Raw genomic sequence first — 26,472 nt, forward strand, 5'->3', positions numbered from 1 at the left:
GCTCAGTTCGGTTTTTTCAGCCGGCGCCATAAGGTGGTGCGGCTGATCCCGAGCAACCGGGCGGCGGCGGCGTGGTCGCCCCCGCACCGCGCCAGGGCTTCGTGGGCGGAGATGGGCGCCGCCTGCGTCTCGGGCGGCGTGACCGCCGCCAGCTCCGGCAACAGCCACTGCAGCGTTTCACCGCTCGGCGCTGCGCCGGTGCTCAGCATCAGCGCTACCCGTTCCATCATGTTGCGCAGTTCGCGCAGGTTGCCGGGCCAGGCGTAATGGCTTAGCGCGGCGTAACAGCCGGCCAGGGCGGTGCGCAGCGGCTCCGTCAGCGGCACATCGAGCGCCGCCAGCGACTGTTTCAGAAAGTGTTCCGCCAGCATCGCAATATCGTCGCCGCGCGCCCGCAATGGCGGCAGCTGCAGCCGCAGGGCGCTCAGGCGATAAAACAGATCGGCGCGAAAACCGCCCCGTTGAATCGCCTGCTCCAGGCGGGTGTGGGTGGCGCTGATGACGCGAAAGTCGACCGTTACCGGCTGTTGCCCGCCCACCCGGGTGATAGTTTTCTCTTCCAGCGCGCGCAGCAGTCGCGTTTGCAGGTGCAGCGGCATTTCGCCGATCTCATCCAGAAACAGAGTGCCGCCGTTGGCGGTTTCCAGCAGCCCGCGCCGGCCGCCGCGCCGTGATCCGGTGAAGGCGCCTTCCTCATAGCCGAACAGTTCCGCCTCCAGCAGCGATTCGGCGATGGCGCCGCAGTTGATGGCGACGAACGGCGGCGTCGCCCCCCTGGACGGTGCGCCGCGCCGGGAAAAGTATTCGCGGTGGATTGCCTGCGCCGCCAGCTCTTTGCCAGTGCCGGTTTCTCCTTCAATTAATACCGCCGCCGGCGAGCGGGCGTACAGCATGATGGTGCGCCGGGTCTGCTCCATCTGCGGGGAGTCGCCCTGCAAATCGCCCAGCCCATAGCGTGGCTGCAGGGTATCGCGTGCGGCGTAATCGCCGCCGCGTTTGCCGCCGCTCAGCATCAGGCGCGTTACGTCCAGCGCATCGCTGAAGGCGGCGCGCAGGGTGGCGGCGGAATAGAGAAAAATGGCGGTGAGCCCGGCCTCTTCCGCCAGATCGCTGATGAGGCCGGCGCCGACCACCGCCTGAATACCGGCGGCTTTCAGCTCGGCGATCTGGCCGCGCGCGTCCTCTTCGGTGACGTAACTGCGCTGCTCCAGCGGCAGATCGAAGGTTTGCTGGAACTCCATCAGCGCGGGCAGGGGCGTTTTATAGGTGATGACACCGATCCGATCGGCGGTTCTGCGCGCCTTGCTCAGCGCCTGCAGCAGGTCGAAGCCGCCGGGCTTGACCAAAATGACCGGCACCGACAGGCGGCTTTTCAGGTAGGCGCCGTTGGAGCCGGCGGCGATGATGGCGTCGCAAGGCTCGGTAGCCAGGCGTGCGCGGATGTGCTGCACCGCCTCCTCGAAGCCGAGACGGATCGGGGTGATGGTCGCCAGATGGTCGAACTCGAGGCTGATGTCCCGGAACAGATCGAACAGGCGGGTGATGGAGACAGTCCAGATCACCGGTTTGTCCGGCGCGCGGGATGGCGTGATGTGATCGCTCATGGTGGGTTACCGAATGGAAGTGGCTGCATTAGGTGTAGCCTTGTTTCAGTCATGTTTCAAATATGCCGATTGAAACCGCGATTGAAACGTTAACTGAAACGTTTTTTATCCCTTTGCCAGGCCAATGGCGCTGAATATGTTGTAATTCACTTATTTTTATCGTTTTTAATTTTTCCCCTCACCGAAGTGAAACCTGGCCCGCTCCTTGCTCTGTCTGTTTCATCTGGCTAATCGGAGAAAACGTCATGACGCTGCGCTCACCCGGGCTCGCCTTTCGTCAGGCCCTGAATAAAGAGAAACCCCTGCAAATCGCCGGCGCGATCAACGCCAACCATGCGCTGCTGGCCCAGCGGGCCGGGTTCCAGGCCATCTATCTTTCCGGCGGCGGCGTGGCGGCGGGTTCGCTGGGGCTGCCGGACCTGGGCATTTCGACGCTGGACGATGTGTTGACCGATATTCGCCGCATCACCGACGTCTGCCCGCTGCCGCTGCTGGTGGATGTCGACAGCGGTTTCGGCGCATCGGCGTTTAACGTTGCCCGCACGGTGCGCTCGGTGAGCAAGGCCGGGGCGGCGGCGCTGCATATCGAAGATCAGGTCGGCGCCAAGCGCTGCGGCCATCGGCCCAATAAGGCCATCGTCTCCACCGAAGAGATGGTGGATCGCATCAAGGCGGCGGTAGATGCGCGCAGCGATCCGGACTTCGTGATCATGGCGCGCACCGACGCGCTGGCGGTGGAGGGGCTGGAGGCGGCCATCGAGCGCGCTCAGGCTTACGTGGCGGCCGGGGCCGACATGCTGTTCCCGGAAGCGATCACCGAACTGGGCATGTACCGCCGTTTCGCCGAAGCGACGCAGGTGCCGATCCTCGCCAACATCACCGAATTCGGCGCGACGCCGCTGTTCACCACCGACGAGCTGCGCAGCGCTCGGGTGGATATGGCGCTGTATCCGCTGTCGGCCTTTCGGGCGATGAACCGGGCGGCGGAGCGGGTGTACCGCGCCCTGCGCGAGGAGGGCACGCAGAAAAGCGTCATCGACACCATGCAGACCCGCAACGAGCTGTACGAAAGCATCAACTACTATTTGTTCGAAGAGAAACTCGACGCTCTGTTCGCTCGCCAACGCGACGAATAGGCGCCATTCACGCAGAAGCCAAATGAGGACAGTATGAGCCAAGCGATCCCCCCGCAAAGCCCGACTGGCGTTAAGCCGAAAAAATCCGTGGCGTTATCCGGCGTGCCCGCCGGAAATACTGCGCTGTGTTCCGTAGGGCGCAGCGGCAACGATCTGCACTACCGCGGTTACGACATCCTCGATCTCGCGCGCCACTGCGAGTTTGAAGAGGTCGCCCATCTGCTGATCCACGGCAAGTTGCCCAACCGCGACGAGCTGCAGGCCTATAAACACCGTCTCAAAGCGCTGCGCGGCCTGCCCGCCAGCGTGCGCACGGTGCTGGAGGCGCTGCCGGCGGCTTCGCATCCGATGGACGTGATGCGCACCGGCGTTTCGGCCCTTGGCTGCACGCTGCCGGAAAAAGAGCAGCACGGCGCGGCCGGCGCGCGCGACATTGCCGATCGGCTGCTGGCGTCGTTGGGATCGATGCTGCTCTACTGGTATCACTACAGCCACAACGGCGAACGTATTCAGCCGGAGACCGACGACGATTCCATTGGTGGCCACTTCCTGCACCTGCTGCACGGCGAGGCGCCTTCCGCCAGCTGGGAACAGGCGATGCACGCGTCATTGATCCTGTACGCCGAGCATGAGTTCAACGCCTCGACCTTCGCCGGCCGGGTGATCGCCGGCACCGGATCCGACGTCTATTCGGCGATCGTCGGCGCCATTGGCGCGCTGCGCGGGCCGAAGCACGGCGGCGCCAACGAGGTGTCGCTGGAGATCCAGCAACGCTATGAAACGCCGGACGAAGCGGAAGCCGACATTCGCCGCCGCATCGACAACAAAGAGGTGGTGATTGGCTTTGGGCACCCGGTGTACACCGTCTCCGATCCGCGCCATCAGGTGATCAAAGAGATCGCACTGCGCCTGTCGCAGGAAGCGGGCGCGATGAAGCTGTATGACATCGCCGATCGGCTGGAAAGCGTGATGCACGACACCAAAAACATGTTCCCCAACCTCGACTGGTTCTCGGCGGTGTCTTACCACCAGCTGGGGGTGCCCACCGAAATGTTCACGCCGCTGTTCGTCATGGCGCGCGTCAGCGGCTGGTCGGCGCACATCATCGAGCAACGGCAGGACAACAAAATCATTCGCCCGTCCGCCAACTATACCGGGCCGGAAGCGCGAGCCTTCGTACCGCTGGATCAGCGCTGAGCGCCGGTCGTTATCGTGTCGTTTTCACTCTGGAGCCTTTGGGAATCATGATGCTTGAGTCTGCCAATACCCGCCGTCCGCCGTTCGATCGCGAAATGGTCGATATCGTCGATTATGTGATGAAAGAGGCCGTCGATACCCCGGCGGCGTACCGCACCGCTCACTATTGCCTGCTCGACACCCTCGGCTGCGGGCTGGAGGCGCTGAGCTACCCGGCCTGCAAGAAACTGATGGGGCCGGTGGTGCCGGGCGCCGAGGTGCTGAACGGCAGCCGGGTGCCGGGCACCCGTTTCCAGCTGGATCCGGTGCAGGCGGCGTTCAATATCGGCGCCATGATCCGCTGGCTCGACTTCAACGACACCTGGCTGGCGGCGGAGTGGGGCCACCCGTCGGATAACCTGGGCGGGATCCTGGCGGTGGCCGATTGGCTCTCTCGCCAGGCGGTGGCGGCAGGCAAAGCGCCGCTGACCATGCGGCAGGTGCTGATCGCCATGATCAAGGCGCATGAGATCCAGGGCTGCCTGGCGCTGGAAAACGCCTTCAACCGGGTAGGGTTGGATCACGTGCTGCTGGTGAAGGTGGCGTCCACCGCGGTGGTGGCGCAGCTGCTCGGCCTGAGCCGCGAGGCGATCCTGAACGCGGTGTCGCTGGCGTGGGTGGACGGGCAGTCGCTGCGTACCTATCGCCACGCGCCGAACGCCGGCACCCGCAAATCCTGGGCAGCGGGAGATGCGACCGCCCGCGCGGTGCGGTTGGCGCTGATGGCCGCCACCGGCGAAATGGGCTACCCCTCGGCGCTGACGGCACCGACCTGGGGATTCTACGACGTCTCGTTCAACGGCAAACCTTTCCGCTTCCAGCGGCCGTACGGCGCATATGTGATGGAGAACGTGCTGTTTAAAATTTCGTTCCCGGCGGAGTTCCATGCCCAGACCGCCGTGGAGGCGGCCATGACGCTGCACCGCCAGATGCAGGCCGCCGGCAAAACCGCCGCCGACATCGCCAGGGTGAGCATCCGCACCCACGAGGCTTGCCTGCGCATTATCGACAAGCAGGGGCCGCTGGATAACCCGGCGGATCGCGATCACTGCATTCAGTATATGGTGGCGATCCCATTGCTGTTCGGCCGGCTGACGGCGGCGGATTACGAAGACCGGGTGGCCGAAGATCCGCGTATCGACGCATTGCGTAGCAAGATCCACTGCCATGAAGATCCCGCTTTCACGCGCGATTATCACGATCCGGAAAAGCGCTCGATCGCCAATGCGCTGACGGTGGAGTTCGCCGACGGCAGCCGTCTGGATGAGGTGGCGGTGGAGTATCCTATCGGCCATGCGCGGCGGCGCGAAGAGGGCATCCCGCTGCTGATCGAGAAGTTCAAAACCAACCTGGCGCGCCAGTTCCCAGCCCTGCAGCAGCAGCGCATTCTCGAGGTGTCGCTGGACCGCCAGCGGCTGGCGCAGATGCCGGTCAACGAGTATCTCGATTTGTGGGTGATCTGAGGTGAGCGGCGCTGACAAGCCACGTCGGCGTCGCTATGATGGACGTTCCATCCCCGTCCGTCTTCTTATCAGGTGATTCATGATTGATGCCGCAACGTTGTTGTTGTTTTCCGGTGCCTGCGTGGCGCTGGCGCTGACCCCCGGCCCGGATATGCTGCTGATCGCTTCGCGCAGCGTCAGCCAGGGGCGGCGCGCCGGTTTCGCTTCGCTGGCGGGCATTCAGCTCGGCACATACTGCCACGCGCTGGCGGCGGCGCTGGGGTTGTCGCAACTGTTCGTCGCGGTGCCGCTGGCTTACGACGCGGTGAGAATGTTGGGCGCCGCCTATCTGCTCTACCTGGCGTGGAAAACGCTGCGATCCGGCAGCAGTCTGCAGGCTTCTGCCGGGTTGCAGGCCGTGCCGACGGCGCGAATTTTCCGGCAGGGACTGTTCACCAACATCCTCAACCCGAAAATGGCACTGTTCGTGCTGGCGCTGTTCCCCCAGTTTATCGATCCGCGTGCCGGCTCGGTGGTGGTACAGATGCTGGCGCTGGCGACGGTGCTGAATCTGGTGGGGTTGCTGATTAACGGCGGGGTGATCCTGGCGGTCAGCCGCATGAAAAGCCGCTTCGCCGGCCGCCGCTTCAGCGCCCGCTGGCCGAACTACCTGCTGAGCGGCGTATTTGCCGGGCTGGCCTGCAAGCTCATTTTCGACAGCCGCCGCTAACCCTCGCGCAGCAGCGCTTCAAACGCCGCGCTGGCCGGTTCGTCCGGCAGCGCGCTGTACATCACCAGCCGCAGGTGGTTCTCTTCGTCGACGATGAAAGAGGCGTGGTCAAAGGTGACCGGGCCGATTGCCGGGACGATGAAGCTGCGCCGCCCCTGGCAACGTCCGTGAATGTCATGCTGCCGCCAGAGCTGGCGGAATTGCGGCGATACCTGCTCCAGCGCCTGTACCCGTTGGCGCATCACCTCATCCTCCGGCGCACGGGCGTAGTCGCGGCGGAAGCTGGCCAGGATTTGCGGCGCCTGCGCCCGCCACTCCAGCAGGCGCGCATTGAGCTGCGGATCGGCAAACAGCATCCACAACATGTTGCGTTCTTGCGCCGGGCGATCGCCGATGGCGAACAGCCGCTGCGCCGCCGGATTCCAGGCGATGATGTCCCAACTCAGGTTCATGACGTAGGCCGGCCGCAGCGTCAAATCGTCCAGCAGGCGCCGCACCAACGGCGAAACCTGGCACCACTGATGCCCAACCGGCACCGGCGGGCGCTGATGCGCCAATAAGAACAGGTGGTAGCGGCCGGCGGCGTCGAGCTGCAGCACCCGCGCCAGATTTTCCAAAAACGTCACCGACGCATTGATTTCCCTGCCTTGCTCCAGCCAGGTGTACCAGGTGAGGCCGACGCCGGCCAGCGCCGCCACCTCCTCGCGCCGCAATCCCGGCGTGCGGCGGCGGCTGCCGCTTGGCAAGCCGACTGACTCTGGTGACAGTTGTTCTCGCTTTTGCCGCAGAAAATCCCCCAGTTCGTGGCGGGTGCGTTCGAGGGTGCGTGGGGGCATGTCGGCCGTCCTGTTGCTGTCAGTAATAGTATAAATGGCTATATAGTAACAGTTTAAACCCTGTTCCATACTGCGGCCATCATAATCTCTGGAGGTGGTATGGAACATTCATTATCTCGTGAGCGGCGAGGGCTGCCTGGCCTGCCGGTGCTGCTGTTGGGCGGGTTCGTCACGGTGTTCGATCTGTTCGTGGTCAACGTGGCGGCGCCGGTGATCCAGCGGCAGTTCGCCGCCGATTTCGCCGGGATCGGTTTGATCGTCGCCGGTTATGAGCTGGCGTTTGGGGTGCTGTTGATCGCCGGTGGGCGTTTGGGCGATCGCTTCGGGCGTCGGCGCTTGTTCAGCCTCGGCATGCTGGGATTCACGCTGAGTTCTCTGCTGTGCGGGTTGGCGGGATCGCTCAGCCTGTTGATCGCCGCGCGTATTCTGCAGGGGGCGACGGCGGCGTTGCTGTTTCCGCAAATTTACGCCTTGATGCGGGTGCTGTACGCGCCGCAACAGCGGCGGCGCGCTTTCGCCTGGCTGGGCATGACGCTGGGGTTGGCGGCGATCTTTGGCCAGATCCTCGGCGGATTTATCATCGAGGCTAACCTGTTCGGCAGCGGCTGGCGCATGATCTTTTTGATCAATTTGCCGATCGGCGCACTGGCGCTGTGGGCGGCGCGGTGCATTCCCGAATCGCGGGTGGCGCAGGCGCAGCGGTTGGACGGCGTTGGCCTGTGGCTGGCGGCGACCGGCCTGTCGCTGTTGCTGCTGCCGCTGCTGGAGGGGCCGGCGCGCGGCTGGCCGTGGTGGATAGCGCCGATGTTGGCGTTAGCGATGCTGACGCTGTGGGGCTTCCTGCGTTGGGAGCGCCGTCTGGCGCAGCGCGGTGATGATGCGGTGCTCGATCCGGCGCTGTTCCATCAGGCGGGCTTCGCACCGGGTATGGCGGTGGTGCTGGCGATTTATGCCACCGCCTCCTCGTTTTTCTTGTGTTTCGCACTGCTGCTGCAGGCGGGGGCGGGGCTGACGCCTTTTCAGGCGGGCAGCCTGTTCGCCCCGGCCAGCGCGGCCTTCATGCTGGCCTCGATGCTGGCGCCCCGGTTAGCGCTGCGTTGGGGTAATGGCGTACTGAGCGTGGGCGTGGCGATTTACGCCGCCGGGTTGGCGCTATTGATGGCGCAGGCGCTGTGGGGTGAGGCGCTGGCGCACCCTCTGCGGCTGCTGCCGGGGTTAGTGGTGCTGGGGTTCGGTCAGGCGCTGAGCATGACGCCGCTGCTGAATCTGGTGCTCGGTTTGGCGCCGGAGCGGCAGGCGGGCATGGCGGCGGGTCTGGTTGCCACGGTGCAGCAGGTGGGGGGCGCGCTGGGCATCGTGGTCAGCGGCGTCGGTTTTGTGCCGCTGTTGGCGAGCGGCGGCGCAGCGGAGCGCTATGCCCAGGCCTTTGCCGGCGCGATGCTCTGTAATTTGGTGGCGATGGGCATTGCCCTGCTGTTGTTAAACCGGATCACTCGAAATACTCAGAAAGCGGATCTTAAGTAGGCCGCCGGCAGGTGCTTTACTGTCGTCATCATGAGAGAGCGTAAGGAGCCACACTGATGTTTCAACCCGCCGCATTTCGCGAAGACGATCTGGATGCCCAACTGGCGCTGGTGCGCGCCCACCCGTTGGGGCTATTGGTCAGCCACGGCGAACAGGGATTGACGGCCGATCCGCTGCCGTTTCTGGCCGATGTCGAACAGGGGCAAATCCGGCTGCGGGCGCACCTGTCGCGTGCCAACGCGCACTGGCGGCGGCTGCAGCATGCGGCGGAATGCCTGGTAATTTTTCAGGGCGTGGAAGGTTATGTGTCGCCCGGCTGGTACCCGAGCAAGCGCCAGACCGGCAAGGTGGTGCCGACCTGGAATTACAGCGTGGTGCAGCTGTATGGCGTACCGACGGTGATGGACGACCCGGCCTGGCTGCGCCGCCAACTGATCGATCTGACCGCGCAGCAGGAAGGGCGCCGCCCGGCGCCCTGGCGGCTCGATGATGCGCCGGCCAACTACATCGCCGCGCAGCTTAAAGGCATCGTCGGTATCGAGATCGCCGTCACCCGGCGCGAAGGCAAATGCAAGATGAGCCAAAACCGCAGCGCCGACGATGCCGGCGGGGTGATCGCCGGGCTGTGCGAGGGCGATGACGCGCAGCGGCGGTTGGCGGCGGAGGTTGAGCGGCGGCGCGGATAGGGTATGCTAACCGAAGAGTGAGCTGAGGGAACCTTCGGATGGATTACACCAAAATTATCAAAGAAATAGGCCGCGGCAAAAATCATGCGCGCGATCTGGATCGGCAGACCGCCTTTGAGCTGTATCAGACGATGCTGGCTGGAGAGGTCCCCGAGCTGGAGCTGGGCGGCATTCTGATCGCGCTGCGCATCAAGGGTGAAGCCGAAGAGGAGATGCTGGGCTTCTACCAGGCGATGCAACAGCAGGTCTTGCCGCTGCAGGCGCCGCAGGGGCGGCCGCTGCCGGTGGTGTTGCCGAGCTACAACGGCGCGCGCAAGCAGGCCAACCTGACGCCGTTGCTGGCGCTGCTGCTGGCGAAAGTGGGCCTGCCGGTGGTGGTGCACGGTATTCTGGACGACAGCACCCGCGTGACCAGCGCCGAGATTTTCCATGCCCTGGGGCTGCCGTGGTCGGAACAGGCCGCTCATGCCCAGCAGCGCCTCGATAACGGCGAGGCGGTATTCATGCCGATTTCCGCGCTGTCGGCGCCGCTGGCGCGGCAGCTCGGATTGCGTTGGCGCATGGGGGTGCGCAACAGCGCCCATACGCTGGCCAAGCTGGCGACGCCGTTCGGCGAACAGGATGCGCTGCGCCTCGCCAGCGTCTCTCACCCGGAGTATGTTGGCCGGGTGGCGTCGTTTTTCCGCCAGATCGGCGCCCGCGGGCTGTTGATGCACGGCACCGAAGGCGAAGCCTACGCCAACCCGCTGCGCTGCCCGCAGATTCATTATATTGCCGGCGGCGAACAGCGCGTATTGCTGGAGCGCACCTTGCAGGATGAAACGCCGGCATTGCCGGCGGCGAAAGACGCGGAAACCACCGCGCGCTGGACCGAGCGCTGCCTGGCGGGCGAGGTGGCGATCCCGCAGGCCATCCAGCGGCAGGTCGCCTGTTGCCTGGTGGCCGCCGGCGAGAGCGAGACGCTCGAGCAGGGGCTGCAGCGGCTGCGTCAGGCCTAAGCGCGACTATACTGGGATATTTCCTCATCGGCTGAGAAGGACGGTTATGCAACAGGCTCTCGATTACTTCAATCAATTGAACCAGGATTACCTCGACGTTCACCGCGCCAAAGAAGAGCTGTTCTGGCAAAACTACATGGGCACCGGCGGTGAAGACGTGTCGGCGCGCTTTTCCGCCGCGGAAAGCGCCTATAAGCGCTTTATCGCCGAACCGCGCCGGCTGGCCGAGATCCGCAATCTGCTGGCCGGATTGGAAGCGCTGCCGCAGGAGGCGCAGCGCGATGCGCTGATCCACGGCCTGCAAGGTTGGCTGCGTTTCTTCGACTGTAACGCCATTGAAGATCCGCAGGCGCAGGCGTTGTTGGATCAGATCATCCACGCCGAATCCGATCTCTACTCGCGCCGCAAGGGCTATCAGGTCACGCACCTGAACGCCGACGGCCAGCGGGTGGCGGCCTCGCTCGGCGAGCTGCTGACCAACCAGGCGACCAACCCGAATGAAGACTACCGCCGCAGCTCGCAGCAGGCGCTGCGCGACCTGGAGCAATGGCTGCTGCATAACGGCCTGCCGGAGCTGATTGGCCTGCGCAACCGCTTTGCGCGCCAGATGGGTTATCGCAACTATTTCGACTACAAGGTGAACAAAACCGAGCGCATGACGCCGGAGCAGCTGTTCGCCATTCTGGATCGCTTCGAGCGGGAAACCCGCGAGGCCAACGCGCGCAGCCTGCAACAGCTGGCGGCCGACAAGGGCAGCCAGGCGCTGGAGCCGTGGAACGTGCGCTTCGCCAGCGCCGGCGACGTCACCCGTCAACTGGATCCTTACTTCCCGTTTTCTCGTTCGCTGGAACGCTGGGTCGACAGCTTCAAACGCCTGCACATCGGCTTTGGCGGCGCCGAGATGAACCTCGATCTGCTGGTGCGCAAAGGCAAGTATGAGAACGGCTTTATGCACGGCCCGGTGCCGCCGTTTGTGCGCCAGGGGGAATGGGTGCCGGCGCGCATCAACTTCACCAGCCTGGCGCAGCCGGGGCAGGTGGGCAGCGGCGCTTACGGGCTCAACACCCTGTTCCACGAGGGCGGCCACGCGGCGCACTTCGCCAACATTCGCCAGAATGCGCCGTGCTTCTCGCAGGAGTTCCCACCGACCTCGATGGCCTATGCCGAAACCCAGTCGATGTTCTGCGACAGCCTGCTGGACGACGCCGACTGGCTGAAACGCTATGCGAAAAACGCCGCCGGCGAAGCGGTGCCTGATGCGCTGATCGAGGCCGGCATCGCGGCGCGCCAGCCGATGCGTGCGTTCAACGAACGCCACATCCTGCTGGTGCCGTACTTCGAGTGGGCGCTGTACCAGTGGGATGACGAGCAGCGCACGCCGGAAGCCATTACCGCGCTGGCGCGCGAGGTCGAGCAAAAGATCCTCGGCATCAGCGGCAGCCCGCGTCCGACGTTGGCGATCCCGCACCTGCTGTCGCTAGAATCCGCCTGTTCCTACCAGGGCTATCTGCTGGCGATGATGGCGGTAGAGCAAACCCGTCACTTCTTCCTGCAGCGCGACGGTTACCTGACGGACAACCCGGCCATTGGCCCGGATCTGGCGCAACACTACTGGTTGCCGGGCAACAGCGTCAGCCATGACGACACGCTGCACAGCCTGACCGGCGAAGGGTTTAATCCTGACTATCTGGCGCAGGCCTGCAACCAGACGGTGGCACAGGCGTGGCATGAGGCGCAGCAGACGATGGCCGCCGCGGCCAAGCGCCCGCAGCCGCCGGCAGATTTCGATTTGCAGGCGCACATCCGGGTGGTGGATGGCGAGACGGTATTGGCGGACAACGCCGAGGGTGACGAGCGGATGTGCCGCGACTTCGCTGCGGCGATAGAGGCGCGCTTGCCTTAAGGCTGACAATAAAATCCACGCCGCGGCGTGGATTTTATTTAATGATAAAAACCGGGCGTTATTTTATTCGAAATAGACGTCGGGATTATCGGCCAGAGACACGAAGCTCTTGGTGTTTCTATCCAGCGTGCGAATTTCGCCGCTTTCGATGTCGTATACCCAGCCGTGTAGGCGCAGCCCACTGTTGCGCAGACCCACCGCCACAGAAGGGTGGGTTTTGATATTATTTAGCTGGGCTATGACGTTTTCTTCCACCATAGCGTTCACTTTGTCTGTTTCGCTATCCCAGGTTTTCTTCTCGACCACCGCTTTGGCCGCATCCGCGTAGTGCAGCCAGTGGGCAACGGCAGGCATGGGATCGAGGCACTGACAGGATGCGATAGCCTTCATGGCGCCACAGTTCGAGTGGCCACAAATCACGATATCAGTCACGCCCAGCGCCACCACCGCGTATTCGATAGTCGCAGAAACCCCACCCGGCTCCGGGCCAAAGGAAGGGACGATGTTACCGGCGTTACGGATAACGAAAAGCTGCCCAGGCTCTTGCTGCGTCACCAGCTCGGGCACCAGACGGCTGTCAGAACAGGAGATGAAAAGCGCTTTAGGATTTTGGCTGGAGGCCAGGCTGCGAAAGAGTTCCTTACGCTGCGGGAAAATCTCTTTCTGGAAACTGAGGAAACCTTCAATGATATGTTGCATACAACGCTCTCTGCATCTGTAGTCTGCGTAACATGATAATCATCCTCTCCCGTTAGTCCAGCAATGGGGTGGTAAAAAAATGTGTGCTTAACTGCCTGCAAACCCCATAAAATAAAGGGTTTCTGCCTGTTGGCGACGGTATTTTCCGGGTCGTTGACGCGTGGGTTGCTGACAAAGCGGACGATAGGAAAATTGCTGTCGTACCCATTCAGCGCTGACGTACGCGAACATAAAAAAAGCCCGCCGGGATGATATCCGGCGGGCTTTTTGACGTCTGGGGCGGCGATTATTTGTAGATAACCGCGGTGGCGTGCATCAGGTTATTGCCGCTGGTAGAGGTGATGGTGAAAGCTTTGGCACCCGCCGCATCGGCTTTGGCGGCCAGCTGAGAGGTCAGGCTACTCAGGTCGGTGGCACCGCTGGCGACGATCACGCCGGCTTTTTCGAATTGGGCGGCATCCTGGGCGCTGACGTGTTCAGCGGCGAAAGTAGTGAAAGAAACGGTGGCCAGGGCGATAGCGGCAGCAAAAGTTTTGATGGTTTTCATGTTCGTCATTCCTGTCAAAGTCAATTAGGGAGAAAGGGGTTTGCCTTTCGATGGGAGGATTATTGCGCAGTGACAGGCGGGATGAAATCGGAGAGTGTTGATAGTTTTATTCAATTTTTTTGATTATTAATTCCCCCGTTTATCTTCTGCCTAAACGGGGGAAACGATCAGCGTGTCGGGCGCGTCAGATCGAAACGGTGCTGTTCGGAAATGCCGTAGTAGGCGGTCGGGCCGCCGGCGCGCAGGATAGGTTCGGCGGCGGCGGTCTGGTAGACGCCGTGTTCATCCAGCAGCGCCGGATCGAGATGCACCGCCACCACCTCGCCCAACACCAGCCAGGTCTCCACCTGTTCCCCGGCGGCGGTTTGCAGTTGGATGCATTGGGTCAGCCGGCATTCGAAGTTCACCGGGCTTTCGGCCACGCGCTCGGCTTTGACCCGGCGCCCGGGCAGCGGCGTGACGCCGGCGAAGGCGAATTCGTCCTCACCGCGCGGCAGGGTGATGGAACTGTTGTTCATCGCTTCCGCTAACGGGCGCGTCGCCAGGTTCCAAACGAACTCGCCGGTTTCCACGATATTCGCCACGCTGTCTTTCCAGCCGGTGCTGGCGAAACCGATGATCGGTGGGCGGTAGTTGAAGCAGTTGAAAAAGCTGTAGGGCGCCAGATTACGCAAGCCAGCGGCGCTGCGGGAAGAGATCCAGCCGATGGGGCGCGGGCCGACGATGGCGTTCAGCGGATCGTGCGGCAGGCCGTGGCCGGCGGCGGGTTCATAATAATAGCGAGATTCACGGCTCATGGGGGACCCTGTGGCAATCGATGAAGCTTTCATTGTGCCGGGTTTCCCGCCGCTGCGCCATTGCGGGCCGGATGTGTTATCTTACGCGCCGGAAATCCCTTCAAGAGAGCCCGTCACGGTGGAAAAAAAGAAAACCTTCCCGCAGCAGAAAAGCGGCCTGCACCCGCGCAACCGTCATCGTTCGCGCTACGACTTCCCGGCGCTGATCGCCAGCTGCCCGGCGCTGGCGCCGTTCGTGAAACCGAACGCCTGGGGCGATGTCTCGGTGGATTTCGCCGATCCGGCGGCGGTGAAAATGCTCAACCGTGCGTTGCTGCAACACTTTTACGGCATCGAACACTGGGATATTCCGGCGGACTACCTGTGCCCGCCGATCCCCGGCCGCGCCGACTATCTGCACCACCTGGCGGATCTGCTGGCGACCAGCAACGGCGGCGAGATCCCGCGCGGCAAGGGCGTGGCGATCCTCGACGTCGGCGTCGGCGCCAACTGCATCTACCCGATCGTCGGCCTGCGCGAATACGGCTGGCGTTTCACCGGGTCTGAAATCGATCCGGTGTCGCTCAACGCGGCCAAGATGATCGTCGAGATGAACCCGACACTGCGCAATAGCGTGCGTCTGCGGCTGCAAAAACAGCCTGAGCTGATTTTTAGCGGCATCATCGGCGCGGCCGAGAAATTCGACGCCACCCTGTGCAACCCGCCGTTCCACGCGTCCGAGCAGGAAGCGCGCGCCAGCACCCGCCGCAAGCTGCATAAATTGGGCAAAGGGGAAGTGGCCGACAAGCCGGTGCAAAACTTCGGCGGCAAGAACAACGAGCTGTGGTGCGAAGGCGGCGAAGAAGCCTTTGTGCGCAAGATGGTGGAAGAGAGCGTCAGCAAGGCCAACAACTGCCTGTGGTTCACTTCGCTCATCTCGAAAAACACCACGCTGCCGGCCATTTATCATGCGCTGAAGGTGGCGGGCGCGGCCGAGGTGCGCACCATCGAGATGGCGCAAGGGCAGAAGATCAGCCGCTTCGTCGCCTGGACCTTCCACGACGCCGAGCAACAGGCCACCTGGGCAGCCGAACGCTGGCGTTAATCCTTCCGGCGCCGGTTATCCTGCCGGCGCCGACAAAAAACCGCATTTTACCTTTCAATTTTCATCACTTACGTTATTCTCAATACAGTTTTGATAATAAAAATCTTAGGTTGTTGGTTTATTTAAATTCGAATAATTACTTTACTGAATAAATAAATTTAATCCGGTTAAGAGCAATAACCAGAAGGATCGGCGCTGCCCGTTCCTTCCGCGATGGCACGTCTGCGTGTGGGCGCGGCATGTGGCCAGAAAAAATAAGAAAAGCGCCATCATCTGCCACAAGGACTACACCTTATGCTGTTACGATTCAGTCAGTTAACTACCCACAAAGGCGCCGAACTGAGCGCGATAGAACACGCCGTTCCGATGATCGTATTCTCGCCTGACGGCACGGTCTTGCGCGCCAACGATCTCTTCCTCAGCACGCTGGGATTTCAACGCGATGACGTGATAGGTCAGCATCACCGTATTTTCTGCGATCCGAACTATGTCGCCAGCCCGTTATATCGTAAGCATTGGGAGACGCTGAATAAAGGCCAGCCCATCACGGACACCATAAAGCGCATCGCGAAAAACGGCGAGGCGGTATGGCTGCAGGGCACCTATGCGCCGGTGCTGAATAAACAGGGTAAGGTAGTGGAAATCGTCAAGATCGCCAGCGAAGTGACCGAGCGAGTGACTCAGGCGCAGGAGCACCGCAGCCTGCTGGCGGCGCTGAATCGATCGATGGCGATGATCGCTTTCACGCCGCAGGGCACCATTGTCAGCGCCAACGACAATATGTTGGCGCTGATGGGCTATCGGCTTGAAGAGGCGTGTGGGCAGTCGCATGCGGTGCTGTGCCCGCCGGAGTTCGCCGCTTCCGACGATTATCGGCGGCATTGGCAGCGCCTGGCGCGCGGCGAGTTCATCACCGGGCGTTTTGAGCGCGTCAACCGGCGCGGTGAACGGGTATGGCTGGAGGCCAGCTATAACCCGATCCTCGACAACGACGGCCAGGTGGTGAAAGTGGTGAAGATCGCCCAGGACATCACCCGGCTGATGCAACAGCAGCAGCACGAAGAAGAGATGGTGCGTAACGCGCATCATCTGTCGCTTGACACCGATCGGCAGGCGGCGCAGGGTGCGGTCATCGTACAGCAGGCGGTGAAGGGCATGCAGCAGGTCGAAGCGGCGGCGCGCGAAACGTCGGACGTGGTCACCGAGCTCGGTAAGTGCTCTCAGCAGATCGGCACCATCGTCGAAGCCATTCGTAAAATCGCCTCCCAAACCAACCTGCTGGCGATTAACGCCTCCATCGAAGCCGCCCACGCCGGTGAGCACGGGCGCGGTTTTGCCGTGGTGGCCAACGAAGTGCGCACGCTGGCGGAGCAGTCGCGCAAGGCGGCGACCGAGATCGAACGCATGACCAAGTCTATCCAGCAGGGCGTAGCGGCGGCGATCGCCGGCATGGCGACCTGTGTGGAACAGGCTGGCGGCGGCGTGGCATTGACCCATGACGCCGGAGAAGTGATCAACCAGGTCAACATCGGCATGCACGACGTCGTGAAGCTGATGCAAGCATTTACGTCAGTGAAGCAGGGCGACGCGCTGCACTGAGTGTGCCGGGCGCCGCCCCTAAAAGCGGGGCGGCGTTTGCCTCTTCCTACCGATTCCTGCGCCGTTGAGCTGCGGTTCAATTTTATCGGTCTATGCTAGACTTGAAAATGAACGAACGTTCGTTCATTTGTTGATGTCAATTTGTGGCGCCAGGCGCCCCTTCACCGTTTCGGGAGCTGACGATGGGAAATCGAGAAAAGATTGTCGAGGCCGCGCTGCACAGCTTTACCCATAAGGGATTTCACCAGACCAGCATGCGAGATATCGCGCAGGCAGCGGGCGTCAGCGTCGGCAACCTCTATAACCATTTTTCCGGCAAGGAGGCGTTGATCGGCGAAATTGCGCTGCTGGAAAACGGCATATTCGCCGAGTTCGCCGCCGGATTGCGGGCCGACAGAACGCGGCCGAAACAGGCGCTGTCGGCCTTTTTCACCGCCTATCACGCCTTTGTCGCCGAGCCGGCCAATGTGCAACTGTCGGCGGAGATCGTGGCGGAGGTGGCACGCAACCCGGCGTTGGCCGAGCCGTTCAGCGCCAACCAGCGGCAACTGATTGAGGCGCTGGCGACGACGATCGCCGACGCTCAGCAAACCGGTGAGATCGCGGCGGCGATAGCGCCGTTACCGCTCGCGCAGCTGGTGCTGGACGTGATCGAAAGCCAGGCCTGGCGGCAGGCGATCTTTGCGTCGCCTGCGCCGGAGGAGACCGCGCCGGTGCGGCTGTTGGAGCAGTTGCTCTACCGCCAACCCTAGACGAGGTTGATATGTTGCATATTGATCCTTATCACGACGCTGATCGCCTGCAAACGGCGGCGCTGATCTACGCCGCGTTCAGCGACAAGTTTCAGCGCGCGCGCCGTCTCAGCGCCCGCCTTCAGTGGCGTCTGTTCTATCGGCTGTGGAGTTGGCAGCAAAGCGGCAGCCGGGAGCGCAGCTTCGTGGTGAAGCAAGATGAACAGGTGGTGGCGGCCTTTGCGCTCCATGCGGCCGCTGGCGAGAACAACGTCGGGCTGCGTCCGCGCACCTTGCCGATTTGGCGGCTGTGCCGCCGCTATGGCTGGCTGAACGTTTGGCGCATGTATCTGCAAATTGCGGTGCTGCAGCACACTCCGGCGGCCGGTGAGCTGTATCTCTCTTACCTGGCGGTGGCCGAGAACCAGCGCGGTAAAGGGGTGGGCAGGCGGCTGCTGCAGTGGATGAACGACTACGCCGCCGAACAAGGCACAGGCCGGCGTCTGAGCCTGCACGTCAGCCGGCGCAACGTGGATGCGCAGCGTCTGTACCGGCGCTGCGGCTTTCAGGTGCGGCGCGAAGAGCATTACGCCTCGCTGGGCTTACTGTTCGGCCAGGCCGATTGGATATTGATGGAGAAACGCAACGGGGAGGCGACGTGCGCAAAATAGGACTGTGCAGCGTGGCGCTGCTTCTGTTGGCGCTCGGCTGGGTCATTTTCGTCAACGACTTTCGCTTCGTCACCGAACCGGTCACGGTGACCGCCGGCGGCAACCGGCTGACCGGCACGCTGGTGTTGCCGCAGCATGCGCCGGTCAAGCCCGGCGTCGTGGTGTTCGTGCACGGCGATGGGCCGGCTAACGCCAGCCGCGACGAAGGCTATTACGGCATTTGGGAGGCGATGGCGCAGCAGGGCTACGCGGTTTTATCCTTCGACAAGCCGGGCGTTGGCGGCTCCGGCGGCAACTGGCTGCATCAGACCATGGCGGATCGCGCCCGGGAAACCGCCGATATCATCGACTGGGCCCGGCGGGACGGGCGCTTCGATGCGCGCTGCGTGGGGCTGTGGGGCACCAGCCAGGCGGGGTGGGTGATGCCGGAGGTGGCGCGTTTGCGCCCCGACATCGCCTTCACGCTGGCGCTGGCGCCGGCGATCAACTGGCTGCGACAGGGGCGCTATAACACCCGGGCGGCGATGGTGGCGGCGGGGGATGATGAAACGCAGATCCAGGCGCGCGAGGCGTATTGGCGCCATATCCAAACGCTGCTCGAACAACCGGACGGCTATGCGCAGTACCGCCGCGAGTCTGGCGCCGCCGCCGCATTGAGCGCCGACCGCTGGCGCTTTATTCGCGTCAACATGGCCAGCGACGCGACGGCGGGATTGCGAAATTTCACCACGCCGGTGCACCTGATCCTGGGTGGGCGCGACGTCAACGTGGACGTGGACGAAACCGAACGTGTGTATCGGCAAACGATCCCGGCCTCGCTGTTGACCGTGACGCGCATCGACGAAGCCGACCACGTGATGATTAAACCGCTGTTCGCCCGCCATCCGTGGCTGATCAACGTGGTGGGGCTGTTTGCCCCGCGCTCGGTGCAATACGATACCTACCGGCAGGATGTGGCGGGCTTCCTGGCCGCCCAGCCCTGCGGCAGGGGGCGCTAACCGCCGGGAGCCGCGGGCGGTGCCTGTTCTTCGTGCGGCTGCGGCGCGCGGGAGATTTGCATCGCCTGCTGCGGCATGCCGATGCCGGCCCGATCGAAATGGATTTTCACCAGCCGATCGAGGGCGTATTGCACCACCCACTGTTTCAGCGCCAGCGTGCGCACCGTCACGCGGGTGGTGAACGAGTGGTCACCCAGCGCCACCACGCCATTGAAGACCGGCTCGCCAATCAGGAAATGCTTCACCTGTTCATCCTGCTTCAGCGCCGCGATGGCCTGATGCAGCACCTCATTGACCCGATCGATGTCCTCGTCGCGGCTGACGGTGTAGTTGGCGCGATACACCCCGAACTCACGCGCATAGTTGGCCAGCGTGGTGATCGAAGAGTACGGCACGATGTGATAGACGCCGTAGTCGTCGCGCAGGCCGATCGAGCGGATGGTCATGCGCTCCACGGTGCCGGTGATGCCGCTGACGGTGACGTATTCGCCGGTGTTCATGCCGTTTTCGAACTGGATGAACACGCCGGTGATCACGTCTTTCACCAGCGTCTGGGCGCCGAAGCTGATGGCCAGCCCCAGCGCACCGGCGCCCGCCAGCAGCGGCGCGATGTTCAGCCCGACCTGCGACAGTACGATCATCACGGTAATGGTGCTGATAACGATAGCCAGCACGTTGCGAAACAGCGTCAGCAGCGTGCGTTCACGCGCGCTCGGCCGCACGCCGTTGCTCAGTTCCAGCGCCAGGCGGTGTTCGATGATGCTGGCCATCAGCGTCCAACTGAAGACGGCGATCAGCAGGATCAGCAGGATATGCACCAGCCCGCCGAGCGTCCGCTGGCCATTTTCGCTGCCCGCCCACTGGTACAGGTTGATCAGGTGCCAGGCGTCGAGCAGAAACAGCGTCACCGCCAGCACCACCATCACCCGCAGTATCTTCAACCCGTTGGGGATGTAGGAGTTGATGCGCCGCTCGAGCATCGGATAGCGCAGATTGACGTCGGTCGGCAGCGAAATGCGGCGGAAAATCCAGCGGGTCAGCATGCCGGACAGCAGGGCGCCGACGCCGACCACCAGCAGGCTTTTCACCGTGGCGCTCATCATAAAGCGCAGGCTGTTGCCGATGTCGAACTGGGACAGCACGAACAACACCAGAAAATAGGCGATCGCCAGCAGGTGCCAGATATGCCCCAGGCCGCGCAGGATCACGCTGAAAAACGCCATCGACCGTTCGGCCAGCAGGTTGATCTGTTGCTGTATCGGTTTGCGGTTGTGCAGGATCAGCCAAATGGCGTACAGCGTCAGCGCCAGCATCACCACCAGGTTGACGGCGGCGGCGGCCGGGTAGCTTATTTGTACCGCCACCACCGGCACCACCACCATCAGACCGTAGCCGATCAGCCCGCTGAGCCAGGCGAGGCGCGTGTTCCAGTAGCGTGCGCTCCGGTCGCTGAAGGGGAAGGGACGCAGGTAGTCGAAGTTAGGGGCGAAAATCAGCCGCAGCACCGCCTTGAAAAATTCAATCACCGCGAAGGCGCTGAGAAACAGGGTCTGCAGCCGCAGAATGGTGGCGCTGTCGGCGTGGACGTGGTGGGCGAACAGATTGCCCGCCGCCAGCGCCAGCAGCAGCACCAGCAGATCGACGGCGAAAGCGCCGAGAATGGCGGCGGGGCGCTTATACCACGGGCCGCGCTGCAGCCGCGCATTGTGCCCCCAACTGCCCATGCGTTTGTACAGCGGCGCGATCAACCGCCGGATCAGGTGGAACAGCGCAAAGGTGACCGCCACCGTCAGCAGAAAGTAGCCCAGCGCGCGGAAAAAGCCGGCGGGATTGAAAACGCGCTTCGGGCCGGAGTCGATCAGCTTTTGCAGCGCGCCGAGCTTCTGGTTAAAGGTGCCGATGCCTTCCTGCGCCAGCGAGTTCAGGCTGTCGCTCAGCGTGGCTGGCGTCGATTCCTCCGACGTTGCCGGCGCTGCGGCGGGGGCGTCGCCGGCGGTCTGTTTCAGGTGATTGATGAGTTCCGCGCGCGCTTTGTCGTCTTGCAGCAGATCGGCCAGCGCGGCGTAGGCGGCCTTCTGCTGCTCGCTCTTGTCGGCGGGCGCAGGCGGCGCGTTTTGCGCCAGCGCCGGTGGTGCGAAGACGCTCAAGGTCAGCAACAGCAGCAGGAAAAGCAGGTGTTCTCGCAGATGAGAACCTCGTCGGGAGTATGCGTTTGGCGGCATTGTTCCTCTCTTTGGCGTTCTGTGATCGGCGGATGTCAGAGCAATACGATGAAAACAATGAATATAGTAGGAAAGGAAACGCGATGGGGCGTGGGAACGCGTGCGGAATGAAAGCGGCGGGCGCGTGGCGCGCCCGCCGTTAAACCGCCAGGATCAGGAAACGTGCTGCAGGAACTCCTGCAGACGCGGGCTTGGCGGATGGTTGATCAGGTCGTGCGGGTTGCCGTCTTCGGCAATCCGGCCCTTATCGATAAAGATCAGGCGCGACGCCACTTTTTCGGCAAAGCCGACTTCGTGGGTGACGATGACCATCGTCATGCCTTCCTCGGCCAGATCCTGCATCACCTTCAGCACTTCGTGGCGCAGCTCCGGATCGAGCGCAGAGGTCGGCTCGTCGAACAGCATCATTTTCGGCTTCACCGCCAGCGCGCGCGCAATGGCCACGCGCTGCTGCTGGCCGCCCGACAGTTCGGACGGGTAGTGGTGGGCGCGCTCCGCCAAACCGACCTTAGCCAGCAGCTCGCGCGCCAGCTTTTCCGCATCGGACTTCTTCGCGCCGCGCACGCGGATCGGGCCAAAGGCGACGTTTTCCAGCGCCGTCAGGTGCGGGAATAGGTAGAACTGCTGGAATACCATGCCGGCTTCCTGGCGGATCAACCGATCGTCCACTTTCGGATCGTTGGCTTTTAGGCCATCGACGATCAGATCGCCGCTGGTCACCTCTTCCAGCTTGTTGATGCAGCGCAGCAGGGTGGATTTGCCAGAGCCGGATGGCCCGATGATCACCACCACTTCGCCTTTGTCGATCTTCAAATCGATGTTGTGCAGCACCTGGGTTTGGCCAAAATGCTTGGAGACGTTTTTAAATTCAATCACAGGATTTTCATCCTTCTTTCCAGACGACGCAGCACGAAGCTCAGCACCAGGGTAATAATCAGGTAGATAACCGCCACGGCGCTCCAGATTTCCAGCGCGCGGAAGTTACCGGCAATAATTTCCTGACCCTGACGGGTCAGCTCCGCCACGCCGATCACGATGAACAGCGAGGTGTCTTTGATGCTGATGATCCACTGGTTGCCCAGCGGCGGCAGCATGCGACGCAGCGCCAGCGGCATAATGACGTAGCGGATGGTTTCGCGGCGCGACAGGCCGAGCGCCAGGCCGGCTTCGCGGAAACCGTTATGAATCGACAGCACCGCGCCGCGGGTGATTTCCGCGATGTAAGCGCCGGAGTTGATCATGATGGTCACCACTGCCGCGGTGAACGGATCGATACGCAAGTCGCTAAATGCCATCGGCAGGGCGAAGTAGATGAACATCACCTGTACCACGATCGGCGTGCCGCGGATCACTTCGATAAACACCAACGCGATGTGGTTGGCGATCCATCCGCCGTAGGTGCGGGCAAAGCCGGCGACGAGGCCGATGATCAGGCCGCCAATCAGACCGAGGACCGAAATCCACAGGGTCATTTTGGCGCCCTCTAACAAGATAGGAATGGCGGGCCAGATGGCGCTCCAGTCGAACTGCATGATATTTCTCCCGGTGATCCCAAACGTGGGTATCAGATACAACGAAGCGCAGGGGGTTAAGCGACCCCCTGTGCTTAAGTTAATAGCTTGCCAAATTCACAGCTTACTTAGGTTCGGTACCGAACCACTTCTTGTAGATTTCGTTATAGGTGCCGTTCTCGCGCAGGGTTTTCAGCGCGCCGTTCACCTTCTCGCGCAGCTCGTCGCTGCCTTTAGGGAAGGCGATGCCATACTGCTGCGCTTCCAGCGAATCGCCGACGGTTTTGAACTTGCCGGCGCCGGCCGTCTTGATGAAGTATAGGATGTTTGGCGTGTCGTGCAGCACCGCATCGGCGCGCTTGGTGCCCAGCTCCATGTAGGCGTTGTCGATGTTAGGGAACTGACGCAGATCCTTGGTTTTGATGTGCTGCTTGGCGTAATCCACCGAACCGGTGCCGCTCTTCACCGCCACCACTTTACCATTTAGATCGTCGATGCTTTTCACGCTGTTGTTGTCGGCGTTGACCATTACCAGCAGGCCGCTCTTGTAGTAGCCATCGGAGAAGTCGATAGCTTTCTTGCGCTCATCGGTGATGGTGATGCCGGCCAGCGCCAGATCGACGTTTTTGGTCTGCAGCGCCGGAATGATGCCGCCGAAGTCCATCGGTTTCAGGGTGTAGTCCAGCTTCAGCTCTTTGGCGACAGCCGCCCACAGATCGATGTCGAAGCCGACGTATTTGTCGCCTTGTTTGAACTCAAAAGGAACGAAAGCGGTGTCGGTGGCAACCACCAGTTTGTCTGCTGCGTGGGAACTTACGGCAAAGGCCAGAGAGAGTGCGGCCAGGGAGACTTTAAAAATCGACTTCATGAGAGGAATTCCTGTACAGGTTGCGGATTACCCATTTTTTATATTGCAGTTGGTGCCATGAAAAAATCGTGCCATGTTTTCAACTACTATAAAAACAAAGAGTTACTTCGTGATGTTGTGCCGAAAAGGCGAATTGTTATGGTTGTGCACCACAATGAGGCACCGAAATGGTGCGTAAGAATTATCTTGGTGCACGGGGCTATCATTAACCAAATTTTGGCTGTGAAACAACCGTTCTTTAACGTTTTTGCTTCAATATTGATAACTAACTCTAACTTTCATGATGCACCGACGGTGCAAGCGGGGGCCGCGAGAGGAGAAAAAGGGGAGCAGATAATGCTAACGCAACTGGCTGTCTTTGCTGCCGCGCCGGTTGTACAGGCTATTGGCCGCGTGTTTTTTGTCTTGTTCTGCCTGGCAGGCGAGACAAAAACGCACGCCTGTTAACGCCTTGCGGCGCGCCTCGGGGATCGGTTCTCCGCATTCCTGGCAATAGCGTTCGCTCTCGCCATGCCCGAGCGCATCACGCGCACGCTGCACCGCATCGTCGACGGTGGAGTCAATCTGATCTTGTACGGCGCCGTCTGCCGCCCAGCCGCTGGCCATCATCACCTCCTAACAAGGGAACTCTACCGTTTAATATGGGCCGTTTTTTGCACAATTCAACGACCGCGCAAAAGAAAACAGGCCGGGCGAAGCCCAGCCTGTTCTGCCCGGCACGACGGGCGGTCTGCAACGCGTTGCGGCGTTATTCGATATTGGATTCGATGAACCACAGGAACTTGTCCAGATCGCGCGATGCGGCGGTGAACATGTCGGCGGTGTCTTCATCTTCCACTTCGGTAATGGCCTTACGGATGTCATTCGCCACCGCGCCGTAGCGATCGGCCAGCGCTTTCAGGTGTTCTTGCACGCTGTGGATATTGGTCGGATAGCTTTTCAGCGGCGTCTGATCGTTAACGACCTGTACGGTGCCCAGCGCCACGCCGCCCAGTTGCACTACGCGCTCGGCGAAGGTGTCCTGATGCTCGATGATGGCGGTGCGGAAGCCGTCCAGCATTTCATGAACCGCGATGAAGTTCGCACCGCGCATGTTCCAGTGCGCCTGTTTGGTGATCAACGAAAGATCGATAAATTGCACGACCTGATGGTTCAGCGCCTTGATGGCGGCCAGTTTGACTTTTTCGTCCAGATCGTTACGGGTATACAGCAGATCAGAAGATTTCGTTTTCACCAGTTTAGCGGTACTCATATCAGATATCCTCTTGATTAGTCGTTGTCCTATTTCGTTACGGGATCAATTATAGCAGGGGTATTTATTTTTGCCGTACGAAAATGGCTATTGCACAAATAGGCTTGGTCTAATGTCAATATTTTAATTTGGTTTGTGTTTCTATGTAATGCAATGAATTTAATTGCTATTTTTATTTTTTTGTTATTGTTTTGGTTAGTGACGATTTATCCCTGTTATCTTATTTTCTGCGGATAGGCTGATTCGACTAAATATCCATATTGTTATCGTGCTGTTAATTGTAAGCCTATTCAGATTGATAGCCGTAATTGATGCGGTTAAAGTAAGGGAATTATCCCAGTTTTTATTGGCGAGTGATGAAAATTAACGTCGTCGGCACCAGCGGCAGCGGTAAAAGCACCCTGGCGCGTCAATTGGCGGAACGGCTTGACGTTCCCTATATCGAGATGGACAGCCTGTATTGGCGGCCCGAGTGGCAGGGTACGCCCGATGACGCGTTCCTGGCGCGGTTAGAGCAGACGCTGGCCGAAGCGGGAGGAGGCTGGGTGCTGGACGGCAACTACAGCCGCACGCAACCGATTAAGTGGCGCGAAGTCGATTATATCCTGTGGTTGGACTACGGCTTCTGCCGCACGCTGTGGCAGGCCGTGCGCCGGGCGTGCCGACGCGCGGCCAGCAAACGTGAGCTGTGGCCGGGCACCGGCAATCGTGAAAGTTTCCGCCGTTCTTTCTTCAGCCGTGAGTCGATCGTGTTGTGGACGATCCGCACTTACTCGAAGAACCGGCGAAAATACCTGGCGGAGATGGCCCGTACCGATGTAGGGCGCCATTTCAAGCGCTTGCGCTCTCCCCGCCAGGCCGCCGATTTTCTACGGGCGCTGCCGCAGGGTCACAGCAGTAGGCGGTGATGGATCCTCACCACCGCTTTCTTGATGTGCTGCGGGCGCTGCCACAGGCAGCCGGTCTTGTGCGGTTCCATCTGGAAAAAGATCGCGAACATACCGTGCGTCATGTGCAGCGTTTGCGGGTGGCGTTTGATGTCCAGCAGCAGCAGATCGCTATTTTCCGCGTGGGGGTGTTCACGATGCCCGTTGCCCGCCAGGCCGTATTCGATTCGCTCTTCACCGCTGATCAGCAGATGCAGCGCGATGTATTCCTGATGCATTTCGGCGCGCTTTTCCGCCGCCGGCGCGGTGGTCAGCGTCATCACGTCCATAAAGATGTTGTCGCCGTCTATCGGGTGATGCCCCAGCGCCAGTTCGGGCAGGTCGCATCGGCGCAACTCGGTCAGGGTTGAAACCAGCGCCGGCGCGAGTCCGCGGCCGAAGCGTGGGTTGAACAGGCTGTTGTGAATCACTGTTATTCTCCATGTGAGCGAAAGTCCAAAGAGCCTGCGAT

26 protein-coding genes are annotated in these 26,472 nt (G+C 61.5%); 14 read left to right on the plus strand and 12 right to left on the minus strand.

Translation table 11 applies throughout. The annotated features are described in order from the left end of the window. Window positions 1–2: 2 nt before the first annotated feature. On the minus strand, window positions 3–1,604 hold the full coding sequence (prpR, locus tag ACJ8J5_RS16570) for a propionate catabolism operon regulatory protein PrpR (RefSeq protein WP_025302066.1): 1,602 nt from the start codon (window positions 1,602–1,604) through the stop codon (window positions 3–5). 245 nt (window positions 1,605–1,849) lie between these two features. On the opposite strand from prpR, the gene prpB reads away from it, so the two are divergent. The 4 genes from prpB to ACJ8J5_RS16590 all read left to right on the plus strand — a co-directional run bounded on the left by prpB (window position 1,850) and on the right by ACJ8J5_RS16590 (window position 6,148). Beyond that, window positions 1,850–2,740, plus strand: a complete 891-nt coding sequence (prpB, locus tag ACJ8J5_RS16575) for a methylisocitrate lyase (protein WP_049203922.1) — start codon at window positions 1,850–1,852, stop codon at window positions 2,738–2,740. 33 nt (window positions 2,741–2,773) lie between these two features. Beyond that, window positions 2,774–3,937: a bifunctional 2-methylcitrate synthase/citrate synthase gene (gene prpC / locus ACJ8J5_RS16580; RefSeq protein ID WP_089180679.1), complete on the plus strand. Its 1,164-nt coding sequence runs from the start codon at window positions 2,774–2,776 to the stop codon at window positions 3,935–3,937. 50 nt (window positions 3,938–3,987) lie between these two features. Continuing rightward, window positions 3,988–5,439 carry a bifunctional 2-methylcitrate dehydratase/aconitate hydratase gene (locus ACJ8J5_RS16585; protein ID WP_147823035.1) on the plus strand — a complete coding sequence of 484 codons (1,452 nt, stop codon included), beginning with the start codon at window positions 3,988–3,990 and terminating at the stop codon, window positions 5,437–5,439. 79 nt (window positions 5,440–5,518) lie between these two features. Next, window positions 5,519–6,148 carry a LysE family translocator gene (locus ACJ8J5_RS16590; protein ID WP_147822963.1) on the plus strand — a complete coding sequence of 210 codons (630 nt, stop codon included), beginning with the start codon at window positions 5,519–5,521 and terminating at the stop codon, window positions 6,146–6,148. Here the strand turns inward: ACJ8J5_RS16590 and ACJ8J5_RS16595 are convergent. After that, the gene (locus tag ACJ8J5_RS16595) at window positions 6,145–6,984 is read right to left on the minus strand and encodes a helix-turn-helix transcriptional regulator (RefSeq protein WP_060447562.1); all 840 of its coding nucleotides are present in this window, start codon (window positions 6,982–6,984) and stop codon (window positions 6,145–6,147) included. The two genes, ACJ8J5_RS16590 and ACJ8J5_RS16595, sit on opposite strands and share 4 nt — an antisense overlap. 99 nt (window positions 6,985–7,083) lie before the next feature. On the opposite strand from ACJ8J5_RS16595, the gene ACJ8J5_RS16600 reads away from it, so the two are divergent. The 4 genes from ACJ8J5_RS16600 to ACJ8J5_RS16615 are packed head-to-tail and all read left to right on the plus strand — an operon-like array spanning window position 7,084 to window position 12,095. Then, window positions 7,084–8,508, plus strand: coding sequence for an MFS transporter (locus ACJ8J5_RS16600; RefSeq protein WP_197769730.1), 1,425 nt, complete (start codon window positions 7,084–7,086; stop codon window positions 8,506–8,508). Window positions 8,509–8,564: 56 nt separating this feature from the next. Then, window positions 8,565–9,194: an FMN-binding negative transcriptional regulator gene (locus ACJ8J5_RS16605; RefSeq protein WP_197811178.1), complete on the plus strand. Its 630-nt coding sequence runs from the start codon at window positions 8,565–8,567 to the stop codon at window positions 9,192–9,194. 38 nt (window positions 9,195–9,232) lie between these two features. Continuing rightward, window positions 9,233–10,192, plus strand: a complete 960-nt coding sequence (gene ybiB, locus ACJ8J5_RS16610) for a DNA-binding protein YbiB (protein ID WP_414104873.1) — start codon at window positions 9,233–9,235, stop codon at window positions 10,190–10,192. Between the two features lie 46 nt (window positions 10,193–10,238). Continuing rightward, a complete protein-coding gene (locus tag ACJ8J5_RS16615; protein ID WP_173889003.1) occupies window positions 10,239–12,095 on the plus strand; it encodes a M3 family metallopeptidase in 1,857 nt (618 codons plus the stop codon). A gap of 63 nt (window positions 12,096–12,158) precedes the next feature. On the opposite strand, the gene ACJ8J5_RS16620 is transcribed toward ACJ8J5_RS16615, so the two are convergent. The 3 genes from ACJ8J5_RS16620 to ACJ8J5_RS16630 form a co-directional block, all read right to left on the minus strand. Further along, complete coding sequence (locus ACJ8J5_RS16620; RefSeq protein WP_025302076.1) at window positions 12,159–12,794, minus strand: carbonic anhydrase; 636 nt, start codon at window positions 12,792–12,794, stop codon at window positions 12,159–12,161. Between the two features lie 286 nt (window positions 12,795–13,080). Continuing rightward, window positions 13,081–13,341, minus strand: a complete 261-nt coding sequence (gene bhsA, locus ACJ8J5_RS16625) for a multiple stress resistance protein BhsA (protein WP_060432705.1) — start codon at window positions 13,339–13,341, stop codon at window positions 13,081–13,083. 167 nt (window positions 13,342–13,508) lie between these two features. Then, complete coding sequence (locus tag ACJ8J5_RS16630; protein WP_046686671.1) at window positions 13,509–14,138, minus strand: flavin reductase family protein; 630 nt, start codon at window positions 14,136–14,138, stop codon at window positions 13,509–13,511. Window positions 14,139–14,256: 118 nt separating this feature from the next. Here ACJ8J5_RS16630 and rlmF point away from each other — a divergent pair, with 118 nt between their 5' ends. The 5 genes from rlmF (at window position 14,257) to ACJ8J5_RS16655 (ending at window position 19,221) form a co-directional block, all read left to right on the plus strand. Then, entirely contained in the window at window positions 14,257–15,222 is a 966-nt protein-coding gene (gene rlmF / locus ACJ8J5_RS16635; protein ID WP_173889061.1) for a 23S rRNA (adenine(1618)-N(6))-methyltransferase RlmF, read from the plus strand. A gap of 294 nt (window positions 15,223–15,516) precedes the next feature. Continuing rightward, window positions 15,517–16,821 (plus strand): methyl-accepting chemotaxis protein, encoded by a 1,305-nt coding sequence (locus tag ACJ8J5_RS16640; protein WP_141997570.1) that lies wholly within the window; start codon window positions 15,517–15,519, stop codon window positions 16,819–16,821. Window positions 16,822–17,003: 182 nt separating this feature from the next. Then, window positions 17,004–17,573 (plus strand): TetR/AcrR family transcriptional regulator, encoded by a 570-nt coding sequence (locus ACJ8J5_RS16645; RefSeq protein WP_060432707.1) that lies wholly within the window; start codon window positions 17,004–17,006, stop codon window positions 17,571–17,573. 11 nt (window positions 17,574–17,584) lie between these two features. Further along, complete coding sequence (locus ACJ8J5_RS16650; RefSeq protein WP_414104871.1) at window positions 17,585–18,223, plus strand: GNAT family N-acetyltransferase; 639 nt, start codon at window positions 17,585–17,587, stop codon at window positions 18,221–18,223. Next, complete coding sequence (locus ACJ8J5_RS16655) at window positions 18,211–19,221, plus strand: alpha/beta hydrolase family protein (protein ID WP_197769727.1); 1,011 nt, start codon at window positions 18,211–18,213, stop codon at window positions 19,219–19,221. Before ACJ8J5_RS16650 ends, ACJ8J5_RS16655 begins: the two co-directional genes overlap by 13 nt. Here the strand turns inward: ACJ8J5_RS16655 and ybiO are convergent. The 6 genes from ybiO to dps all read right to left on the minus strand — a co-directional run bounded on the left by ybiO (window position 19,218) and on the right by dps (window position 25,074). Then, complete coding sequence (ybiO, locus tag ACJ8J5_RS16660) at window positions 19,218–21,443, minus strand: mechanosensitive channel protein (protein WP_414104870.1); 2,226 nt, start codon at window positions 21,441–21,443, stop codon at window positions 19,218–19,220. The genes ACJ8J5_RS16655 and ybiO overlap by 4 nt on opposite strands. Window positions 21,444–21,596: 153 nt before the next feature. Then, window positions 21,597–22,319, minus strand: coding sequence for a glutamine ABC transporter ATP-binding protein GlnQ (glnQ, locus tag ACJ8J5_RS16665; RefSeq protein WP_004939230.1), 723 nt, complete (start codon window positions 22,317–22,319; stop codon window positions 21,597–21,599). Further along, a complete protein-coding gene (gene glnP, locus ACJ8J5_RS16670) occupies window positions 22,316–22,975 on the minus strand; it encodes a glutamine ABC transporter permease GlnP (RefSeq protein WP_019454487.1) in 660 nt (219 codons plus the stop codon). The genes glnQ and glnP overlap by 4 nt, the downstream gene beginning before the upstream one ends. A 103-nt stretch (window positions 22,976–23,078) precedes the next feature. Then, the gene (gene glnH / locus ACJ8J5_RS16675) at window positions 23,079–23,822 is read right to left on the minus strand and encodes a glutamine ABC transporter substrate-binding protein GlnH (RefSeq protein ID WP_004939223.1); all 744 of its coding nucleotides are present in this window, start codon (window positions 23,820–23,822) and stop codon (window positions 23,079–23,081) included. A 339-nt stretch (window positions 23,823–24,161) separates the two neighbouring features. Further along, window positions 24,162–24,428 carry a DksA/TraR family C4-type zinc finger protein gene (locus ACJ8J5_RS16680; RefSeq protein ID WP_049208895.1) on the minus strand — a complete coding sequence of 89 codons (267 nt, stop codon included), beginning with the start codon at window positions 24,426–24,428 and terminating at the stop codon, window positions 24,162–24,164. A gap of 142 nt (window positions 24,429–24,570) precedes the next feature. Further along, window positions 24,571–25,074, minus strand: coding sequence for a DNA starvation/stationary phase protection protein Dps (dps, locus tag ACJ8J5_RS16685; RefSeq protein WP_025302086.1), 504 nt, complete (start codon window positions 25,072–25,074; stop codon window positions 24,571–24,573). A 356-nt stretch (window positions 25,075–25,430) separates the two neighbouring features. Between dps and ACJ8J5_RS16690 the strand changes: the two genes are divergently transcribed. Continuing rightward, window positions 25,431–25,982, plus strand: a complete 552-nt coding sequence (locus ACJ8J5_RS16690) for an AAA family ATPase (RefSeq protein ID WP_025302087.1) — start codon at window positions 25,431–25,433, stop codon at window positions 25,980–25,982. On the opposite strand, the gene nanQ is transcribed toward ACJ8J5_RS16690, so the two are convergent. Beyond that, window positions 25,964–26,431: an N-acetylneuraminate anomerase gene (gene nanQ, locus ACJ8J5_RS16695; RefSeq protein WP_060432710.1), complete on the minus strand. Its 468-nt coding sequence runs from the start codon at window positions 26,429–26,431 to the stop codon at window positions 25,964–25,966. The genes ACJ8J5_RS16690 and nanQ overlap by 19 nt on opposite strands. Window positions 26,432–26,472 lie beyond the last annotated feature (41 nt).

The organism is Serratia sp. CY43202 (assembly GCF_052168755.1).
Classification (GTDB): Bacteria; Pseudomonadota; Gammaproteobacteria; order Enterobacterales; family Enterobacteriaceae; genus Serratia; species Serratia bockelmannii.

Excerpts from the sequence above, each read along its gene's own strand:
- glnH (WP_004939223.1), bottom strand. The coding sequence starts at position 23,822 with ATGAAGTCGATTTTTAAAGTCTCCCTGGCCGCACTCTCTCTGGCCTTT.
- ACJ8J5_RS16605 (WP_197811178.1), top strand. The coding sequence starts at position 8,565 with ATGTTTCAACCCGCCGCATTTCGCGAAGACGATCTGGATGCCCAACTG.
- ACJ8J5_RS16620 (WP_025302076.1), bottom strand. The coding sequence starts at position 12,794 with ATGCAACATATCATTGAAGGTTTCCTCAGTTTCCAGAAAGAGATTTTC.
- ACJ8J5_RS16585 (WP_147823035.1), top strand. The coding sequence starts at position 3,988 with ATGCTTGAGTCTGCCAATACCCGCCGTCCGCCGTTCGATCGCGAAATG.
- bhsA (WP_060432705.1), bottom strand. The coding sequence starts at position 13,341 with ATGAAAACCATCAAAACTTTTGCTGCCGCTATCGCCCTGGCCACCGTT.
- ybiO (WP_414104870.1), bottom strand. The coding sequence starts at position 21,443 with ATGCCGCCAAACGCATACTCCCGACGAGGTTCTCATCTGCGAGAACAC.
- ACJ8J5_RS16615 (WP_173889003.1), top strand. The coding sequence starts at position 10,239 with ATGCAACAGGCTCTCGATTACTTCAATCAATTGAACCAGGATTACCTC.
- prpB (WP_049203922.1), top strand. The coding sequence starts at position 1,850 with ATGACGCTGCGCTCACCCGGGCTCGCCTTTCGTCAGGCCCTGAATAAA.
- glnP (WP_019454487.1), bottom strand. The coding sequence starts at position 22,975 with ATGCAGTTCGACTGGAGCGCCATCTGGCCCGCCATTCCTATCTTGTTA.
- ACJ8J5_RS16690 (WP_025302087.1), top strand. The coding sequence starts at position 25,431 with ATGAAAATTAACGTCGTCGGCACCAGCGGCAGCGGTAAAAGCACCCTG.
- ACJ8J5_RS16600 (WP_197769730.1), top strand. The coding sequence starts at position 7,084 with ATGGAACATTCATTATCTCGTGAGCGGCGAGGGCTGCCTGGCCTGCCG.
- prpC (WP_089180679.1), top strand. The coding sequence starts at position 2,774 with ATGAGCCAAGCGATCCCCCCGCAAAGCCCGACTGGCGTTAAGCCGAAA.
- dps (WP_025302086.1), bottom strand. The coding sequence starts at position 25,074 with ATGAGTACCGCTAAACTGGTGAAAACGAAATCTTCTGATCTGCTGTAT.
- ACJ8J5_RS16595 (WP_060447562.1), bottom strand. The coding sequence starts at position 6,984 with ATGCCCCCACGCACCCTCGAACGCACCCGCCACGAACTGGGGGATTTT.
- ybiB (WP_414104873.1), top strand. The coding sequence starts at position 9,233 with ATGGATTACACCAAAATTATCAAAGAAATAGGCCGCGGCAAAAATCAT.
- ACJ8J5_RS16640 (WP_141997570.1), top strand. The coding sequence starts at position 15,517 with ATGCTGTTACGATTCAGTCAGTTAACTACCCACAAAGGCGCCGAACTG.
- ACJ8J5_RS16645 (WP_060432707.1), top strand. The coding sequence starts at position 17,004 with ATGGGAAATCGAGAAAAGATTGTCGAGGCCGCGCTGCACAGCTTTACC.
- ACJ8J5_RS16630 (WP_046686671.1), bottom strand. The coding sequence starts at position 14,138 with ATGAGCCGTGAATCTCGCTATTATTATGAACCCGCCGCCGGCCACGGC.
- prpR (WP_025302066.1), bottom strand. The coding sequence starts at position 1,604 with ATGAGCGATCACATCACGCCATCCCGCGCGCCGGACAAACCGGTGATC.
- ACJ8J5_RS16680 (WP_049208895.1), bottom strand. The coding sequence starts at position 24,428 with ATGGCCAGCGGCTGGGCGGCAGACGGCGCCGTACAAGATCAGATTGAC.
- ACJ8J5_RS16590 (WP_147822963.1), top strand. The coding sequence starts at position 5,519 with ATGATTGATGCCGCAACGTTGTTGTTGTTTTCCGGTGCCTGCGTGGCG.
- ACJ8J5_RS16650 (WP_414104871.1), top strand. The coding sequence starts at position 17,585 with ATGTTGCATATTGATCCTTATCACGACGCTGATCGCCTGCAAACGGCG.